The 18,278-nt window shown below is 45.1% G+C and carries 15 protein-coding genes and 1 pseudogene; 13 read left to right on the forward strand and 3 right to left on the reverse strand.

Features of this window, described 5'->3' with window-relative positions; all coding sequences use genetic code 11:
- The first annotated feature begins 111 nt into the window (after window positions 1-111).
- The 5 genes from porX to infC all read left to right on the forward strand — a co-directional run bounded on the left by porX (window position 112) and on the right by infC (window position 6,976).
- On the forward strand, window positions 112-1,683 hold the full coding sequence (gene porX / locus PSM36_RS00900) for a T9SS response regulator signal transducer PorX (RefSeq protein WP_076928385.1): 1,572 nt from the start codon (window positions 112-114) through the stop codon (window positions 1,681-1,683).
- Between the two features lie 43 nt (window positions 1,684-1,726).
- Window positions 1,727-2,143 carry a tRNA (adenosine(37)-N6)-threonylcarbamoyltransferase complex ATPase subunit type 1 TsaE gene (gene tsaE / locus PSM36_RS00905; RefSeq protein WP_076928386.1) on the forward strand — a complete coding sequence of 139 codons (417 nt, stop codon included), beginning with the start codon at window positions 1,727-1,729 and terminating at the stop codon, window positions 2,141-2,143.
- A 35-nt stretch (window positions 2,144-2,178) separates the two neighbouring features.
- A complete protein-coding gene (locus PSM36_RS00910; RefSeq protein ID WP_076928387.1) occupies window positions 2,179-4,248 on the forward strand; it encodes a tetratricopeptide repeat protein in 2,070 nt (689 codons plus the stop codon).
- Window positions 4,249-4,391: 143 nt separating this feature from the next.
- Window positions 4,392-6,338, forward strand: coding sequence for a threonine--tRNA ligase (thrS, locus tag PSM36_RS00915; RefSeq protein WP_076928388.1), 1,947 nt, complete (start codon window positions 4,392-4,394; stop codon window positions 6,336-6,338).
- A gap of 80 nt (window positions 6,339-6,418) precedes the next feature.
- The gene (gene infC, locus PSM36_RS00920; RefSeq protein ID WP_076928389.1) at window positions 6,419-6,976 is read left to right on the forward strand and encodes a translation initiation factor IF-3; all 558 of its coding nucleotides are present in this window, start codon (window positions 6,419-6,421) and stop codon (window positions 6,974-6,976) included.
- 54 nt (window positions 6,977-7,030) lie between these two features.
- On the opposite strand, the gene PSM36_RS00925 is transcribed toward infC, so the two are convergent.
- Window positions 7,031-8,302 (reverse strand): Gfo/Idh/MocA family protein, encoded by a 1,272-nt coding sequence (locus PSM36_RS00925; RefSeq protein WP_076928390.1) that lies wholly within the window; start codon window positions 8,300-8,302, stop codon window positions 7,031-7,033.
- Between the two features lie 247 nt (window positions 8,303-8,549).
- Between PSM36_RS00925 and PSM36_RS00930 the strand changes: the two genes are divergently transcribed.
- Window positions 8,550-9,761, forward strand: coding sequence for a tyrosine-type recombinase/integrase (locus PSM36_RS00930; protein WP_076928391.1), 1,212 nt, complete (start codon window positions 8,550-8,552; stop codon window positions 9,759-9,761).
- A gap of 366 nt (window positions 9,762-10,127) precedes the next feature.
- On the opposite strand, the gene PSM36_RS00935 is transcribed toward PSM36_RS00930, so the two are convergent.
- Window positions 10,128-10,994 carry an ISL3 family transposase gene (locus tag PSM36_RS00935; RefSeq protein WP_161947535.1) on the reverse strand — a complete coding sequence of 289 codons (867 nt, stop codon included), beginning with the start codon at window positions 10,992-10,994 and terminating at the stop codon, window positions 10,128-10,130.
- Window positions 10,995-10,999: 5 nt separating this feature from the next.
- Window positions 11,000-11,326, reverse strand: coding sequence for a transposase family protein (locus PSM36_RS00940; protein ID WP_076928393.1), 327 nt, complete (start codon window positions 11,324-11,326; stop codon window positions 11,000-11,002).
- Between the two features lie 69 nt (window positions 11,327-11,395).
- Here PSM36_RS00940 and PSM36_RS00945 point away from each other — a divergent pair.
- From PSM36_RS00945 to rpmI, 7 genes and pseudogenes are all read left to right on the forward strand, one after another.
- Window positions 11,396-12,250: pseudogene (locus PSM36_RS00945) on the forward strand (delta-aminolevulinic acid dehydratase); the annotation flags it as partial.
- Window positions 12,251-12,260: 10 nt separating this feature from the next.
- Entirely contained in the window at window positions 12,261-12,965 is a 705-nt protein-coding gene (locus tag PSM36_RS00950) for a WecB/TagA/CpsF family glycosyltransferase (protein ID WP_076928395.1), read from the forward strand.
- A gap of 125 nt (window positions 12,966-13,090) precedes the next feature.
- On the forward strand, window positions 13,091-13,585 hold the full coding sequence (locus tag PSM36_RS00955) for an AraC family transcriptional regulator (protein WP_232001492.1): 495 nt from the start codon (window positions 13,091-13,093) through the stop codon (window positions 13,583-13,585).
- 44 nt (window positions 13,586-13,629) lie between these two features.
- Window positions 13,630-14,466 carry a M23 family metallopeptidase gene (locus PSM36_RS00960; RefSeq protein ID WP_076928396.1) on the forward strand — a complete coding sequence of 279 codons (837 nt, stop codon included), beginning with the start codon at window positions 13,630-13,632 and terminating at the stop codon, window positions 14,464-14,466.
- Entirely contained in the window at window positions 14,459-14,911 is a 453-nt protein-coding gene (locus PSM36_RS00965) for a bactofilin family protein (RefSeq protein ID WP_076928397.1), read from the forward strand. Before PSM36_RS00960 ends, PSM36_RS00965 begins: the two co-directional genes overlap by 8 nt.
- 152 nt (window positions 14,912-15,063) lie before the next feature.
- Entirely contained in the window at window positions 15,064-17,916 is a 2,853-nt protein-coding gene (locus PSM36_RS00970; RefSeq protein ID WP_232001493.1) for a bifunctional fucokinase/fucose-1-phosphate guanylyltransferase, read from the forward strand.
- Between the two features lie 118 nt (window positions 17,917-18,034).
- Window positions 18,035-18,232, forward strand: a complete 198-nt coding sequence (gene rpmI, locus PSM36_RS00975; protein WP_076928399.1) for a 50S ribosomal protein L35 — start codon at window positions 18,035-18,037, stop codon at window positions 18,230-18,232.
- Window positions 18,233-18,278 lie beyond the last annotated feature (46 nt).

Here is an 18,278-nt window from a genome sequence, read left to right on the forward strand (position 1 = left end):
CCGTATACTCAGGATGGAGTCCCAAAAAAAGTAAAAAAATTGTGAGATATCGCGGAAATAGATACATTTGTTTAATTTCCGATAACAAGTAGATTAAGAGGACTCAAACGGATGGTCAAAGCACGGTTGCTCTGGGTAGATGATGAGATAGATCTCCTGAAACCATATATCCTTTTTCTGGAAGAAAAAGGATATGGGATGCAGTGTGTCAATAATGGGCGTGATGCGATTGAACTCTGCCGTTCACAACGCTTTGATATTATTTTTCTGGATGAACAAATGCCAGGCCTGTCCGGCCTGGAAACCCTGTCGGAACTGCATTCATCCTACCCTGAAATGCCTGTGGTGATGGTTACCAAAAGCGAGGATGAAGGTATAATGAATCGCGCTATAGGAAAAAAGATAACCGATTACCTTATCAAACCGGTCAAGCCCAGTCAGGTGTTGATGAGCATCAAGAAGATTCTCGAGCAGGATGAGCGCATGACGGAGGCAGTCACACAAGAATACAGGGATCTTTTTAATCCTCTGATTGCTGAGATAGGAGATTGCCGGATCGCAGACGATTGGATATCAGTGTATAAAAAACTGGTATTTTGGGAACTCAGGTTGGATCAAACGCAGAATCCGATGAGTGGGACACTGGTAGCGCAGAAGGCAGAGGCGAATCGTCTGTTTGCAAAATTTATCCGCAGAAGCTACGAAAGCTGGATTATGGAGGGCCGTGACCATCCTGGCCGTCCTGTGATGAGCCCCGACCTCTTTCAGCGATTTGTATTCCCTTCTGTCGACAAAGGAGAGAAGCTCTTTTTTATTCTGATTGATAATTTTCGTTTCGATCAGTGGAAGATGGTAAAGGATGTTGTGAGTGATTTTTTTATCTGTAGTGAAGATCTCTATTTCTCCATTCTGCCTACCGCTACTCCTTATGCCAGAAACGCCATCTTTTCGGGACTAATGCCGAAGCAATTGTCGGGAATGTTCCCCGATTTTTGGGTATATGACTCAGAGGATGAAGGGAAGAATCTTTATGAAGAGTTATTTATTAGGGAGCATCTGACACGTCTTGGCAGGAATTGTAATTTCTCTTATCATAAGATCAACAGGAATCAGGAGGGCGAAAAGTTGGTCACCCGGTTCATGGAGTTGGAAAAATATGATCTGAATATAATGGTATTCAATTTTATCGACCTGCTTTCGCATGCGCGTACTGAGTCGAGGATGATCAAAGAACTTGCGCCTGACGAATCGGCATACCGTTCACTTACCAAATCATGGTTCCTGCATTCCCCCTTGCCGGCGCTGCTGGAGAAGATTGCGAAAAGAGGGTATAAAGTGGTGCTCACCACCGACCATGGCTCTATAAGAGTGAAGAAAGGAATAAAAGTGGTGGGGGACAGGGAGACCGCCGTAAATCTCCGTTATAAATTGGGTAAGAATCTCGGGTATGATCCCAGGAGGCTATTCGATATGATCCGACCCGAAAATGCCGGATTACCGTCACCCAATATGAGTACCCGTTATATCTTTGCAGTGAATGATGACTTTTTTGTCTATCCCAACAACTACAATCACTATCAGTCCTATTATGAAAATAGCTTTCAGCATGGAGGTATTTCTATGGAGGAGATGGTGATTCCGGTTATAACATTGGATTCGAAATTACCAATTACTAATTATTAATTACCAATTATATTATTCACATTGGCCCATTATTCAAATTACTATGCGAATCGAAATAAAAAGTTTAGAGGCACTTCAACCGGCGGCACGGGAATTTATCGGTCAAATGGGTGATCATACTGTTTTTGCCTTTTACGGGGGTATGGGAGCCGGAAAGACTACTTTTATCAAGGCGGTCTGTCAGGCGCTTGGCGTAAAAGAGACTGTTGCCAGCCCCACGTTCGCCATTATCAATGAGTACAGGGGAGGCGACGGGGAACCTATTTATCATTTTGACTTCTACCGGATCCATAAACTTGAAGAGGTATTCGATTTTGGTTACGAAGATTATCTCTACAGCGGTTATACTTGTTTTATCGAATGGCCGGAACTCGTGGAACAGGTATTACCGGAGAATGCCGTCAAGCTATCGGTACGGGAAACCGATAGCGGAAGCCGGATAATAGAGAGTATTTCCTGAAAAATCTATATATTCGCACATTGAAAGGATTAAAGATGAAGAAAACGATCATTGCTGCCTTTATTTTGCTCGCATCGCTCACGACATCGGCACAGGTCAATACCGACCGTGTGATGATGATCGGGAAGAATGCGCTATATTTTGAAGATTACGTGCTGGCCATACAGTATTTTAACCAGGTAATCACAGCAAAGCCTTATCTGGCCGATCCCTATTATTTCAGGGCAGTAGCTAAGTTCATGCTCGATGATTTCCAGGGAGCGGAAGAAGATGCAAGTAACTGCCTGGTGCGTAATCCCTACTATACGGCTGCTTATCAGTTGCGGGGTGCTGCACGCCAGAATCAGGAAAAATATGAGGAAGCTGCCACGGATTACCAGAGAAGCCTTGAATTTTATCCCGAAGACAGGCTTACACTGGTCAATATGGGTATCGTTAATATTGAACTGAAGCAATATGATATTGCAGAGAAGTTTTTTGATGTGCTTTTACGACGTTTCCCGGATTATACCCCAGGATACCTTGCCCGTTCACACATGTATATCCAGATGGAGGATACCACGAAGGCGATGGCCGACCTGAATACAGCGATAGAGAAGGATCCATATACTGCACAGACCTTTGCAGCCCGTGGATTGCTTCATTTTCAACAGGGAGACTATAATAGTTCTCTTGCCGATCTGGATGAAGCGATCAGGTTAGATCCCTATTTTGAAGGAAATTATATCAACCGGGGATTGGTGAAGTATCATCTGAATGATCTGCGTGGAGCGATGGCTGATTACGACAGGGTGATAGAAATGGATGAAAACAACCTTATTGCCCGTTTTAACAGAGGTCTTCTGCGTGCACAGGTTGCCGATAATAACAGGGCGATACGTGATTTCGACAAGGTGATCGAGCTGGATCCGGAAAATACTATCGCTTACCTGAACAGGGCGATGCTGCACAACGAGGTGGGTGATAAGGCCGGCGCCTTGAGCGACCTCAATGTCGTGCTGGAAGAGCATCCCGATTTCTTTACCGGTTATTATATGCGTTCGCAGTTGAAGCGTGAGCTGAATGACTTGCGGGGATCTGAGCAAGATTATATGATTGCGAGGGCCGAAGAGTCTAAAGCCCGTAAGGTGGCAACCGCGGATCCTGAACCTTTCAAACAGGCAAGGGAAAGGTCGGAAAGTAAAGATACCCGTGAGCAGGCCGACCGCGATATTGAGAAGTTCAATCTCTTGGTGGTAGCCGACAAGGGAGAATCGGAAAACACAAAATACCAGCGTCAGAGCAGGGGAAGAGTGCAAAATATCAGTGCTCCTATCGAGCCGGAACCGCGGTTCGTGCTGACTTACTATGAACGTGATTTTGAAGTACGCCGTCCCGTATATTACTCCGAAACAATGGATCAGGCAAATAGTGAGCTTGGATTAAGTTGGTTGCTGAAGATGACAAACAGGGATGCGCCGTTGAATGAACTTCAGGTACAGACGCACTTCCGTTCAATCGATAACTATTCCGCCAGGATCGACAGGGAGCCGGGCGATGCTTCGCTCTATTTCGGGCGGGGAATGGATTTTATGTTGGTGCAGGATTATGAGAATGCCTTGAAAGATATGAGGCGGGCTATTGAGATGAACCCAAAAATGTTGGTCGCCCATTTTGCGTGGGCTGTAATCCGTTCCAAGCAGGTGGAATATGACCGCCTGCAAAGCGATCCGATCATGATGGACAGAAGTACAGGGATTGATCTCCCCGGATCTGCCGGCAGCAGTGGTATATCCGGTAAACCCAGATTACCGGATATCTCTACCAAATCGATTGAATATGAGGAGATACTCAGGGAGTATGAGGCGATTATCCGCCTGAATCCCAATTTTATGTATGCTTATTACAACCGTGCCGAGATTTTCAGTCTTGAGAAAGACTACCGTGCAGCTATTGCTGACTACACCAAAGCGATTGAACTGGAACCTCAATTTGCTGAAGCCTACTTCAACCGGGGTATATCGCGTCTGTCCATTGGTGAAACACGTGACGGGCTTGATGATCTTCGTAAAGCCGGTGAACTGGGGATTGTGCAATCGTATAGTATCATCAAGCGGATGCAATAACATGCCCGCTTTTCTTTGTGGGTTAACAGGCAAAATCATGCATTTGTAAATTTGTAAATGTGGTTTACTACAACAAAAATCACTATTTTTGTATTCTTAAACGTGAGAATACACGTTTTTATTCAGCTAATAGGGCATAAATTATGATAAAGATTACTTTTCCCGACGGATCGGTAAGGGAATATGAAAAAGGAGTGACAGGAATAGAGATTGCAAACAGTATCAGCCCGCGGCTGGCACAGGAAGTGCTTGCCGCGAGTGTGGATGGTGAGACATGGGATCTGACAAGACCGATTGGACACGACGCCTCTGTCCGGTTACTGAAATGGGAAGATGAAGAGGGTAAACATGCCTATTGGCACTCGTCTGCCCACCTGATGGCGGAAGCACTGCAGATACTCTATCCCGGCATAAAATTCGGTATAGGCCCCGCCATAGAAAACGGGTTTTACTACGATGTGGATCCGGGTGAAGGAGTGAGTATCAAAGAGTCCGACTTCCCGGCCATCGAGAAGAAGATGATGGAACTGATCGCCGCCAGGGAAGATATCGTACGAAAGAGTATCTCCAAAACCGATGCTGTCAGTATGTTTTCCGACCGGGATGAAAATTACAAGGTAGAGCTGATCAACGAACTGGAAGACGGCACTATCACCACATACACCCAGGGAAGTTTTACCGACTTGTGTCGTGGGCCTCACCTTCCCAATACCTCCTATATCAAGGCGGTAAAGATATTATCTGCTGCCGGCGCTTACTGGCGCGGCGATGAGAAACGTCCCCAGTTGACACGGCTCTATGGCATTACCTTCCCCAAGAAAAAAATGCTGGATGAATATCTGGTGATGCTGGAAGAAGCCAAGAAACGTGATCACCGTAAGATTGGCAAGGATCTCCAATTATTCCATTTCTCACAGACCGTGGGATCGGGACTTCCTTTGTGGTTACCCAAGGGTACCCAACTGCGTCTTCGCCTGGAAGACTTCCTGAAGAAAATACAACGCGAGTTCGATTACGAGCAGGTGATCACGCCCCATATCGGACATAAACAGCTCTATGTGACATCAGGGCACTATGCCAAGTATGGCAAGGATTCGTTCCAGCCGATCAAAACTCCTGAAGAGGGGGAGGAATTCCTGTTGAAACCGATGAACTGCCCGCATCACTGCGAGATCTATAAAGCTTTTCCCCGTTCCTATAAAGACCTGCCGTTGCGGTTGGCGGAATTCGGGACGGTGTATCGCTACGAGCAGAGCGGTGAATTGCACGGGCTGACCCGCGTGCGGGGCTTTACGCAGGATGATGCGCATATCTTCTGTACGCCCGATCAGGTGAAAGATGAATTCCTGAAAGTGATGGATATCATCTTCATCATCTTCAACGCATTGGACTTCGCTAACTTCGAAGCGCAGATATCGCTTCGTGACCCCGACGATAAGGAAAAATATATCGGTTCGGATGAAAACTGGGAAAAAGCAGAACGGGCCATTATAGAAGCATGTGAAGAGAAAGGATTGAAAACAAAAGTGGAATTGGGTGAGGCTGCCTTCTACGGCCCCAAACTCGATTTTATGGTGAAAGACGCGTTGGGGCGCCGTTGGCAGTTAGGTACCATTCAGGTGGATTATAACCTGCCGGAGCGGTTCGAACTGGAATACACCGGCGCCGACAACCAAAAGCATCGTCCCGTGATGATCCATCGTGCGCCATTTGGATCGATGGAACGCTTTGTGGCGGTATTGATCGAGCATACTGCCGGTAAGTTCCCGCTGTGGCTCACTCCTACCCAGGTAGTAGTGCTCCCGGTCAGCGAGAAATTCAACGATTATGCCTTCGACGTGGTGAAGGAGTTGAAGAAATTCGATATCCGTGCCGAGGTAGACGACCGTAACGAAAAGGTGGGTCGTAAGATTCGTGACAATGAATTAAAGCGTATCCCTTATTTGCTGATTGTAGGCGAGAAAGAGGTGGAAAATGAAGAAGTTTCGGTAAGAAAACAGGGTGGGGAAGACAAAGGTTCGGTAAAATTGAGTACATTTGCCGAAGAAATTTCCCGTGAAGTGGAAGAAATGATGAATCGTGGAAATTAAGAATTAAAAGTTAAGAATTAAAATTCCGACTCTTAACTATTCATTCTTAATTATTCATTTTTAATTTTTAAAATTTTTGAATGAGAAAAGACTCAAAAGAGCAACATCGGATCAATGAGCGTATCCGGGTACCGGAAGTCCGGTTAGTAGGAGACAATGTGCAGGAAGGCATCTATCCCACGAGGGAGGCTTTAAGAATTGCGGAACAGCAGGAGTTAGACCTTGTCGAAATAGCTCCTACGGCAAAGCCGCCTGTCTGCAGGGTAATCGATTACCAGAAATTTGTATACCAGCAAAAGAAAAAGTTAAAGGAACAGAAGGCTAAATCGGTAAAGGTGACGGTGAAAGAGATCCGTTTCGGCCCCCAGACCGATGATCACGACTACAACTTTAAACTGAAACACGCCATGAACTTTCTGAACGAAGGTTCAAAAGTGAAGGCATTTGTATTTTTTAAAGGGCGCTCTATCCTGTTCAAAGAGCAGGGAGAAGTATTGTTGTTACGTTTCGCCAACGATCTGGAAGAGTATGCCAAGGTAGAATATATGCCTATCATGGAAGGTAAGCGTATGTCAATCATGCTCTCCCCTAAAAAGGCGGCACCCGGTGCCAAAAAAGAAAACAAAGGGGAAGAATAATGACTGTTCTTCCTCCTTGCTTTTACCGTTTTCCTGCCAATATTTTTCTCACGTTCACTTTCCTGTAAATTGTTTTAAGTCCAGATTCGGGTCAATTCTATGTGGGGTGTAAACCAGTTCATCCCATGTCACTTTCTCTTGTTTCGAAGCAGCTTCTCTTCCCAGGATAGCCGTGAGGGTGGAGTTACAACCCGATTCCAACTGGTTGAGATATTTCCCGGTGATAATACTGTCGATAAATGCTTTTCCCTTATTGGGGTCAGCATCGTCGAGTGAAGAGGAGCTCGCTCCTTGGGCGATCGATTCCGGTGTGAGCTCTGCTGCAGAACGTACGATTCCCGAATCCCATTTGTGTGTGCCATTAATGAAAACGCCGCCACTGTAGTGGGCTTCTGCAATACCTTCCGTGCCAATGAACCGGGCGCATACATCCCCGAAGACTTTCCCGAATTTTGCAGAATGTACCGACACGTTTATGTCGCCCGGATATTTATAGATCACCTGGTAATTCGTCCATGCATTCCCGAAATCGGGGCTCCCTTTTTTGGTGCCGTCCCCTATGGCATATATTGGAGTAGTATCCAATATCCAGTTACAGGTGTCGATCATGTGGATGGCCTGGTCCAGATAGCAGCCGCCTGATATTTCATGGAAATGATAGTGGTTACGGATACGCATTTCGTCGTATGACATCCCTTCATGTGGAATGATGGGCGCACCCGATGAGAAATAATATAACTGTACCGTGACGATCTCCCCGATATCCCCTCTTTTTATTCTTTTGCCCATCTCAGCATAGGGAGTGGCGAACTTGACCTGGAAGCCGTCGAATGCCGAAAGACGATTCCCTATATTTCGCGCTGTTTTTATAATCTGTTGGCAGCCGTCGGCATCTATGGCCATCGGTTTCTCACAATAGACATGTTTCCCGGCGGCAACCGTATCTTCCAGCATCTGTGGATGTGAATAACCCGGGGAGGCGATAATGACTGCATCCACATCCTTGTTCTCCAATAATCTGAGGTACGCGTCATGGCCGGAGTAGGTGTTGTTTTTCCCGACTGGAGCATAATTCCTTTTCTGATTGAGCGTATTGGCAAAAGCAATACCTTGCTCTAATTTGTCTTCAAAAAGATCGGCCAACGCAACGACACGGATATTGGCATTTTCCGACATACTTCCAAGAATACCTGCAGCACGGTTGCCGCATCCCACTAATCCGATCCTTACCGCGGAATTGTTGTTTGTGGCAAAAACTATTTCAGGCTTTAAAACAGTCAGCGTGGAGAGTATGGAGGCGCTCCTGATAAAATTTCTTCTGTTCATAGTAAATATTTTCAATGAGTTAGATATATAAACATATTATTGTTATCAATGTCATTGGCCGGATAGGCAAATGTACTAACTATTTCGGTAAGCAACACAGTCGGAAAACAGATTTATCTGTATTTCTATTATGCCCTGTTGACATCTCTTTTGCCTCTTCGGACGAAAATACCCCTTTGTGACCTTTTGGAGAGAGATTTTGTATGATTGTTGCATGTATATTTTTTGGATTAAAAAATATTGTACTATGGCAACAATTCGTGTAAAATTAAGAATATCGACCGTACCGGGCAAAGCCGGGTCGATTTATTATCAGGTTATTCATCGCAGACAGCATGTCCAACTGACATCTTCCATAAAACTATATTCTCATGAATGGGATACACAGAATGCACGTGTCCGTATTAACGGAGAAAAAGTCTCTTTTCTGTTGGCCGCACAAAGGGCAATAAATGCCGATCTGGCCGTTCTTCATGACATCATTTCCCGGAAAGAGGCCTTCGGCGTTCCTTATGATGTAGCCGATATCGCTTTTGCGTTCCGCGCGCTTATACCTGCCGAAGAAGATTTTTTCTTATACATGGAAAAACGTATAGGCAGATTAGAAGAGGAAAATGCTCATGGAACGGCACTTAATTACCGGCGGGCATATCGTAGTTTTGCGGCATTCCTGGGCAAACAATATTTACCATTTCCCGCATGTACCGAAATACTCATCAGTGAATATGAACAATGGCTCCGTCAGCGTAAAATAAAACGGAACAGCAGCTCATTTTATATGCGTGTCCTGCGTGCGGTTTATAATTCGGCTGTGTCCGACGGATTGGTCCCGGCCGGGAATCCTTTCCGGAAAGTATACACGGGTATAGATACCACTCGTAAACGGGCAGTGGACAAACAAATCATCAAACAGTTAAAAAAACTGGACCTGACAGAAATCCCGGTTTTGGCTTATGCCCGCGATCTCTTTTTAGTCAGTCTCTATTTGCGGGGAATGGCGTTCGTGGATATGGCCTATTTGCAAAAATCCGATATCCAGCATGGAGTTGCAACTTACATCCGGAGAAAAACCGGAATACGGCTAAGTATCAAGGTGGAACCTTGTCTACAGGAGATCATAGACCGCTACCAGGAAAAGACAATCCATACACCGTATGTTTTGCCCATTATTACGAGTACCGATGAAAAGCAGGCGTACCGTGAATATCAAAACGCTTTGAGTTATTATAATAAACAATTGAAACGGTTGTCTGAAATGTTGGGATATGACATTCCTCTTTCGTCATATACACCGCGTCATACCTGGGCAACAACAGCACGTGACAGCAATATTCCTTTATCGGTTATCAGCGCGGGGATGGGACATTCTTCCGAAAATATAACACGAATTTATCTTTCATCCTTGGATAATTCGGTCATAGACAAAGCAAACCATAAAATAATCTCTGTGTTCAATTGACCTGTTCCGGGAAGAAATGGAAGAAATTGTGAATGGTTAAAATACCCTATTCTGCTCCAGAAACAGGACTTTATTTTTCACAAAGATATGAAAGAAACCTGAAATTACATTACAAAAACTTACATTTTTATATAGAAAAAAGATAAATAGACATCTATATCATTGAAGAATATAATATTAGATAATAAAAATCTATTAAGAAAATAAGCTAACTCGATAAGGATTTGTAAATTACTTCCTTTATAAGTGATATTTTCATATTGAATAATAAATTCTTAATATATAAATATTCATAAAATGACCCTATATGTTGTTGAAACAAAGTAATACTTATTTGGTTCTATAAGTTTTAGTATGACTTAACATTTATGGATACATATCAAGATTTCCATGGAAAAACAAAATTGCTACTCTAAAATTATCATCATTTCTATATCCTCTGGCAATTGTTTTTATCTCTTGTATTGAACTGTTTAACCTTTCTGCTCTTGCATTTGAGGCACCTGTTTCTATTGCGTTTACAATGCCGTTTTGATGTCTGTCAAACATCTCGACTACCTCATTCATTTCTTTAATATTCGCCCTTTGGGCATCCAGCCGCCAAAAGGAATATATGGCAAGGGCATCCAGCCGGTTTTGGCGAAATGCGATGTCTCTAAAATTTTCCTTTACTCTCCAAGCTCTCGAAACCTCATAATTGGCATTTGATATAGCCTCGAAAGCAATATACTGTTTATTGGTAAAGTTCATTTTATCCTTCAAAAACAGATACTTGCTCTTCTTTAAGGCATCGTTTGTTTTAACTTCTCTCTTGCGAACTTTATCTACCGCTTTATTCAAATAGCCCACCAAATGGAAGTTGTCATGACAGAGTTTAGCTTCCTTAAAATACTTATTTGCGCCATAGATATAAGCATCCCACATATCCGTGCATACGGTCTTGACGGATTTGCGCTGCTTTTGAGAAAGTTTTACGCATAAATCATCTACGCTTTTTTTGGTTCGTCCCGATACAACCTCAATAACTACTCCGGCGCGCTCATCGGATAAGATGCTTAAATAGTGATGTCCTTTTTTGGTTGCTTTCTCGTCAATGCTCAGGTGTGGATAAATGTCGCTTTTGTCTCGACGTTCCAGCCCTCGAGATACGCTGCGGTGCATTATCCGGCTTACTTGTGAGTGGCTCAATGACAAAAGTTTAGCTGTGCGGCTTTGACTTTTTGTCAGAGACAAAGTTTCTATCGTTTTTTTTCAAGTAAAGTCGTCAGACGTTCACCTGTATCTGCCCAGCTAACGTCAACGGAACGGATTTCACCGCCTATTTTATAGCGCGGAATACGTGCAGTTAAATAGGTCTTGTATTGCCATAAATCCAAATGACGCCAATTACGCTCATGACGATAATCGTAAATGGGGTAATCTCTTCCGTCAATTTCTACAAAATCAAACTTATATGATAGGTGAACATAAACAGATTTTTCTTCTTCATTTATTTGAACATTGTCTACACACCATAAATCATTGATAGGCAGTAAGATTCTTTCTAATATATCGCTTGTTGTCATACGATACAAAGGTAAAATTTATTTTGTTAAGTCATATTAAAACGGGAAGAACCGGAAAAAATACACTCTCTGACCAATCTTTTGCTGTCCCTTCAAAATAAAGGATATAGCGGAGCTTGTTGGGGTTATAATTTCGATTGGCAGGCCCGGCGTATATTCCTGTTTCCTAAAAATACCCCGACTGTGGTCGCCACTTCTTTTGCCGTGGCTGCTTTGTGTGAAGCTTACGAAATTACCCGCAATAAAACCTATCTGAGCGAAGTTTTATCCGCAGCGGATTTTGTGATTAATGATCTGCATAGAACCGAGTGTGGTAACGGTTTCCTTTTTTCTTATAGCCCGTTATCCGGAAACAATACCGTCTTCAATGCTTCTTTATTGGGAAGTAAAATATTGAGTGTCTGTTATCATTATACAAAAAACGAAGAATATAAACGGTTGGCCCGGGCATCGGTAGAAGCCTGCTGTGAAGCTCAAAATAAAGATGGTTCGTGGATCTATGGCATGTTGCCCGTACAATCATGGATAGACAGTTTTCATACCGGATATAATTTAGAGGCTTTGCAAACTTTTCAGAATTTAACCGGGGATTACTCCTTTCAGAAAAATATCATCAAAGGATTCGATTTTTATATACGCAATTTTTTTCTGGCTGGTGGTACTCCAAAATATTATCATGATCGAATTTACCCGATTGATATCCATTGTCCTGGACAACTGTTCGTTGTATTATCGAGACTGGATAAGTTTGGCGATTGGCAACAACTGGCTGAAAAGGTAATGGGTTGGACATTAAAAAATATGCAGGACAAGAAAGGATATTTCTATTATCAGATAAAACCGCACTTCAGTTCCAGAATTTCTTATATGCGTTGGAGCAATGCGTTTATGTTCAATGCAATGTCATACTATCTAAATAGTTGATTTCTTCATCGTGACACACAAAAAAGTATCATTAAACGGAGTTGAGTTGCATCCTTTCAATTCCGAAGAAGCGTTGTTGGACTATGCGGATTTATATAAAGGTATCCTCGTAGCGATAAATGCCGAAAAGATCCTTCATGCGACGGACGAAACAAGGGCGATCATTAACCGGAATGTCGGCTATTGCGATGGTGCCGGTGCCCAATTGGCCTTACGACAAAAAGGATACACGGATGCCTGTAAAATCCCGGGATGCGAATTATGGTTGAAGATCGTACAACGGTTTTATCTTGAGAAATCTTTCTACTTAGTGGGAACTACACAGCAAATAATCGAAGAAACGGTTACAAAACTGAAGAAAGACTTTCCGGCGATTCAGATCAAAGGGTTCCGGAACGGATATATTAAGACGGAAGAGGAAAAAGTGATCCTGATAGAGGATATTATGGTAAAAAAGCCGGATGTGGTATTTGTTGCGATGGGATCTCCCAAACAGGAACTCTTGATGGAAGAGATGCAAAGATGTCATTCAGCCATTTATCAGGGGCTGGGAGGTAGTCTGGACGTCTATACGGGACATGTGGAACGTGCACCCCGCTGGTGGATTGACCACAATCTGGAATTTGCTTATCGCCTTATAAAACAACCGAAGCGTATAGGCCGTCAGATTCATCTGATCCGGTATGCGTATTGGTTGGCAACAAGAAAATTATAACTTATTTCTATTATGCAGATGGTTATGGAGCTATCATGAAAATTATGAATTGGTTATATCTGGAGCCAGATCGATGTCAACAAGGCACTCATTGGCCGCAGCCATTAAAAATATTCACCTAAGCAATGGAAGATTGTATGGACGGCATCAAATCAAAAAATAACAGAAAGAATGACGTACGCAAATATTTGCTGACGGATGTGGCATCATGCACGTTTACTTTCTCGGACGGACTAAAAAGCAGGGTTACCTCGTCGCCCGATGATGAGATCGTCCTTGTGAAGTTCATCCCGCGTACATCTAAATTCAAATGGTTTGAAGAAAGGGTGTTGGGCAATTACTCATCGGCAAGGAACATGAATGAACTGGCAAGGCTTTGCGGCTACGATTGCTTAAAGACTTTCACGCGCCATTTCAAGAAAAGTTTCGGGCAAACACCTTACCAATGGATATTGGACAGGAAAATGGAAGAGATCCACTCATTGGTGGCCAATTCGGATATACCCATTACGGCAATAGCCAAAATGTACGGCTTCAAGAGCATATCACATTTGGTGAACATCTACACCAAGCGTTACGGAACCCCGCCCCGCAAAAGCAGATTGCAGGATACCCCCTGACCCCCGTTTTACCCTGACCCCTCAAAAATCATAAAGCCATCACAATGAAACATAAAACCTCGATACTGATTGTCAACTCCAAGGAAAAGGAAAGCAAAGTCCGCCAGGTTCCCACCCATATCATTATGAATTGGCGGAAGTATGCTGTGTTTTCATTATTACTCGTGGTCGCTTTTTTTGGGGTTTCCGGTTTCCTGGTCTACCAGAACACCAGCCGGCTTTACCGGGAAAGGCTCGACAGGGCCAACTATATCCGGAGCCAGATCGATGTCAACAAGGCGCTCACCGCTTTCGCTTCCATCGATTCGGGAATATACCGCCTCAACTCATTCCTTGAGGAGAGGGGACTGGAGAAGCTGAAGATAGAGAATATGGGAGGAGTGGGGCCCGACTTCGACATCATCCATATCAACGAGTTCGCCAACTTCTACCAGGAACAGATTGAAGGCCTGGAGGAGATACTGAACATGCTGCCCGTGGGCAAGCCGTACGGGGGTGCCGTCACCTCGGAATTCGGTTACCGCCGCAACCCGTTTACGGGAACCGGCAGGGAATTCCACTCGGGGATAGACTTCAGAGGGCGGGTGGGGGACAGCGTCCGGTCGACCGGCGAGGGGGTGGTCTCTTTTGCCGGCCATAAAGGCGGGCTCGGGCGATGCGTGATCATAAGGCACAATGAAACCCTGCAAACGCTCTACGCGCACCTTCAACAGATACATGTGGAAGAGGGACAGCAGGTGGGCAGCGGGCAGATGATCGGGTTGCTGGGCAACACCGGCAGGAGCACCGGCCCCCACCTGCATTATGAGATCATCGTTAACGGGGAAAAAATCAACCCAAAAAAATATTTAAATTTTGATACAGAGAAAAATTATGATTAAAGACGAAAGAAAGAGCAATGGCGGGGTTTCCAAGTTAGACTCCATGCCCATCAACACGATTATTGGCAATGATATTGTCTTTAAAGGTGACATCCACGGTGAAAGCGTTATTCGTATCGAGGGCAAAGTGGAAGGTAATATTTCATTGAAACAGGGCATCATACTGGGAGAGAAAGCCTTCGTGGAAGGCAACATGGAGAGTGACTACATCATCCTTTTCGGGCACATCAAGGGCAATATTAAAAGCAAGGAGATCATCTTAAAGTCCACCGGCACCGTCCATGGCGACATTGTGACGGATGCCCTGGAGATTGAGATGGGGAGCCGGTATAACGGGAACCTGAAGATCAGCCAGATTGAAGCGGCCAAGAACAACGACCATGAGGTTAAAACCGTCGAAATACTCCCGCGTGTGGAGAATTTGCCGAAAGAGAAAAATGCCTGACGGTTGAGCAGCGCTTTCGTCGGTGCGTTCGAACACGCATTAAGTTGGCATAAATAAATTTTAATGGTGCTCAAAGAAATCAGATATTATCTAAAGGTTTTTATTATTTTTGCAGAGAACGACTTATACTGTATCTATCTGATTTTTTTGAAATGAAGAAACTCCTTTCACTGCCACATAACGCCACAAAGAATTATCACGCGCTTCATCAAAGGAGCGGGAAAGAGTGGTTCTGCACCTCCGACCCGAAAGGGAAACGATTAGGTTCGGGAAGCGGTACAACCTGGCTTCTGGAGGAATGTTACCGGAATGAAAACCCGGGTGCGGACTTCGAAACATGGCTTTCCAACGAAAAACGGATCCTGATCCACGCGGGTGGACAGAGCAGGCGTCTCCCTTCCTACGCGGTGACGGGCAAGACCGGATTGCCGATACCGGTATTTCGCTGGGCACGGGGACAACGGTTGCGCCAGGATCTTATTTCATTGCAGCTGCCTCTGTATGAACAGATACTGAAACAGGCACCGGACTCGCTGCGGACTTTTATTGCAAGCGGGGATGTGTTGATCCGTTCTGAAGAACCCTTGCAAGAGATACCGGAAGCGGATGTGGTGTGCTACGGCCTATGGGTGGATTCGTCACAGGCAACCCGTCACGGGGTATTTGCCGCACGCAGGGATATGCCCGAGGTGCTGGACAGGGTGATGCAGAAGCCTTCGTTGCAGGAATTGGAGGAACTGTCCCGATCCCATTTGATGCTGATGGATATCGGCATGTGGCTGCTGAGCGACAGGGCAGTACAACTACTGAGGGAGCGCTCATACGGGAAAGAGGGTTCTTTGGAGTTCTACGACCTGTATAGCGACTTTGGCCTGGCATTAGGGACTGATCCGAAGAAAATTGACAGAGAAATCAACCGGCTCTCCGTGAAAATACTTCCCTTGCAGAGAGGTGAGTTCTACCATTACGGTACCACACGTGAGATGATCTCATCCACCCTCGCGCTGCAAAATAAGGTGTTCGACCAGCGGTTGATCATGCACCGGAAGATTAAACCTAATCCTGCCATCTTCACCCAGAATGCCATCATCGATTTTCATTTCAACGAGAAAAACCGGAATATCTGGATCGAGAACTCCTGTCTCGGTAACAGGTGGACTGTCGAGGCGGATAGCGTGATTACCGGGGTGCCGGAAAACAATTGGCAATTAGATGTGCCGGAAGGTATATGTATTGATTTGGTACCTGTTGACGCCCGCTCATATGCCATACGTCCCTACGGAATGGACGACCGGTCCGGAGGAAAGGTCGGTGACCGGCAAACATGCTGGATGGGACAACCGGTGGTTGAATGGCTACAGCAGAGGGGCCTGAACACCGATGTGTTGGGGGGTGATGCAGAGGATATCCAGCGCTGTAAATTGTTTCCATGCCTCGAACAATTGGATGAGATGGAGACAGTGCTGAAATGGATGATCGGCCACGATCTTTCCGGAGAGGGAAAGAGGCTCTGGTTGGAGTCTGAACGCCTTTCGGCGGACGAGTTGATGGAGAGGGCTTCCATCGCCAGGTTATACGCCCAACGTGAGATTTTCCGGCGTAAGAATTACAAGATGTTGGAGAAGAACTACGAAAAGAGTGTCTTTTATCAATTAGACCTGAGTGATGTGGCCAATGAGTATCATCATATGGGACTGGAGCTGCCCGATTTGTTGCCGCCGGAGGCTGATGAGATGCAGCATATCCATAACCGGATGTTCAGGTCGCGACTTTTGGCGTTCCTTGGAGAGACCGGGGCTGCGGACAAAGAGGAGAAGGAAGCTTTCTCCCTTTTGCGCAACGGGATGATTGAGGCTTTGTCTAACAAAAAACGTTCACCCGGATTGTCGGCATTTCCTGACCAGATCATATGGGGCAGAAGCCCGGTGAGGATCGACCTGGCGGGAGGATGGACGGATACTCCGCCCTTCTCTCTCTACTCAGGTGGGAATGTGGTCAATGTGGCGATAGAACTGAACGGGCAGCCTCCTTTGCAGGTTTATGTGAAGCCATCCAAGGAATACCGGATCGTATTGCGCTCCATTGACCTGGGGGCAACGGAAGTGGTGGAGTCTTTTGATGGGCTGAGGGCATTCCATCAGTTGGGTTCTCCTTTCTCCATCCCCAAAGCGGCCCTGGCATTGTGCGGTTTCCTGCCGGAATTCTCAGCAGAGCGGTGGAATACGTTGACGGAACAACTGCAGGCATTCGGGGCGGGTATAGAATTGACGTTACTGGCTGCCATACCGGCGGGCTCGGGACTGGGGACCAGTTCTATCCTGGCGTCTACCGTGCTGGGTGCCCTGAATGATTTCTGCGGATTGCAATGGAACAAGCAGGATATCAGTACGAACACGTTAATACTGGAGCAGCTGTTGACCAGTGGAGGCGGATGGCAGGATCAGTATGGAGGTATCTTCCATGGAGTAAAGTTATTGGAATCGGGCCGTGGTTTCCTGCAGACACCCCAGATCAGCTGGCTTCCCGATTTTCTCTTTACCGACCAGGCTTATAAACCGTTTCACCTGTTGTACTATACCGGAATTACCCGTGTGGCAAAGAATATCCTGGGTGAGATTGTAAGGGGGATGTTCCTTAATTCGGCACGGCACCTGTCGATACTGCATGAAATGAAAGTGCATGCGTTGGATATGGCAAACTCTATTCAACGGGGAGATTTTGAACGGTACGGACAGTTGATCATGAAAACCTGGGAACAGAAGAAAACGATCGACAGAGGTACAAATCCGCCGGAAGTGGAGAGGATCATCGATATGGTGAAGGATTATACGCTGGGGTACAAGCTGCCGGGTGCCGGAGGTGGAGGATATCTCTATATGGTGGCGAAGGATGAGGAAGCGGTGCTGCGCATCAGAAAAGTGCTGAATAAAAACCCGCTGAATGAGAAATCCCGATTCGTAGATATGGAGTTGTCAAAAAAAGGATTTCAGGTATCGAGGTCATAAGAATAAAAAATCACCAAAATTACTTGCGTAACGAGAATAAAATCATTACTTTTGCAAACTTTTTTACCGGATAACAGGTAAAAGGGACAATAATAATAACAAATTCAAAAAGAGCAAAATGCCAAAAATGAAGACTAATTCCGGTGCCAAAAAGAGGTTCGCCCTTACCGGAACAGGAAAAATCAAGCGGAAACATGCTTACAAAAGTCACATTTTGACCAAAAAGACTAAAAAGCAAAAGAGAAATCTTACGCAAACCGGTCTGGTTCACAAGTCTGACGTAAACAGCGTTAAAATTCTGTTGGGATTGAAATAATCCGTACGGGTAAGTTTCCAAAAAAGAGATTTAGTAACAGGATGTA

The organism is Proteiniphilum saccharofermentans, from assembly GCF_900095135.1.
In the GTDB taxonomy this organism is placed as follows: Bacteria; Bacteroidota; Bacteroidia; order Bacteroidales; family Dysgonomonadaceae; genus Proteiniphilum; species Proteiniphilum saccharofermentans.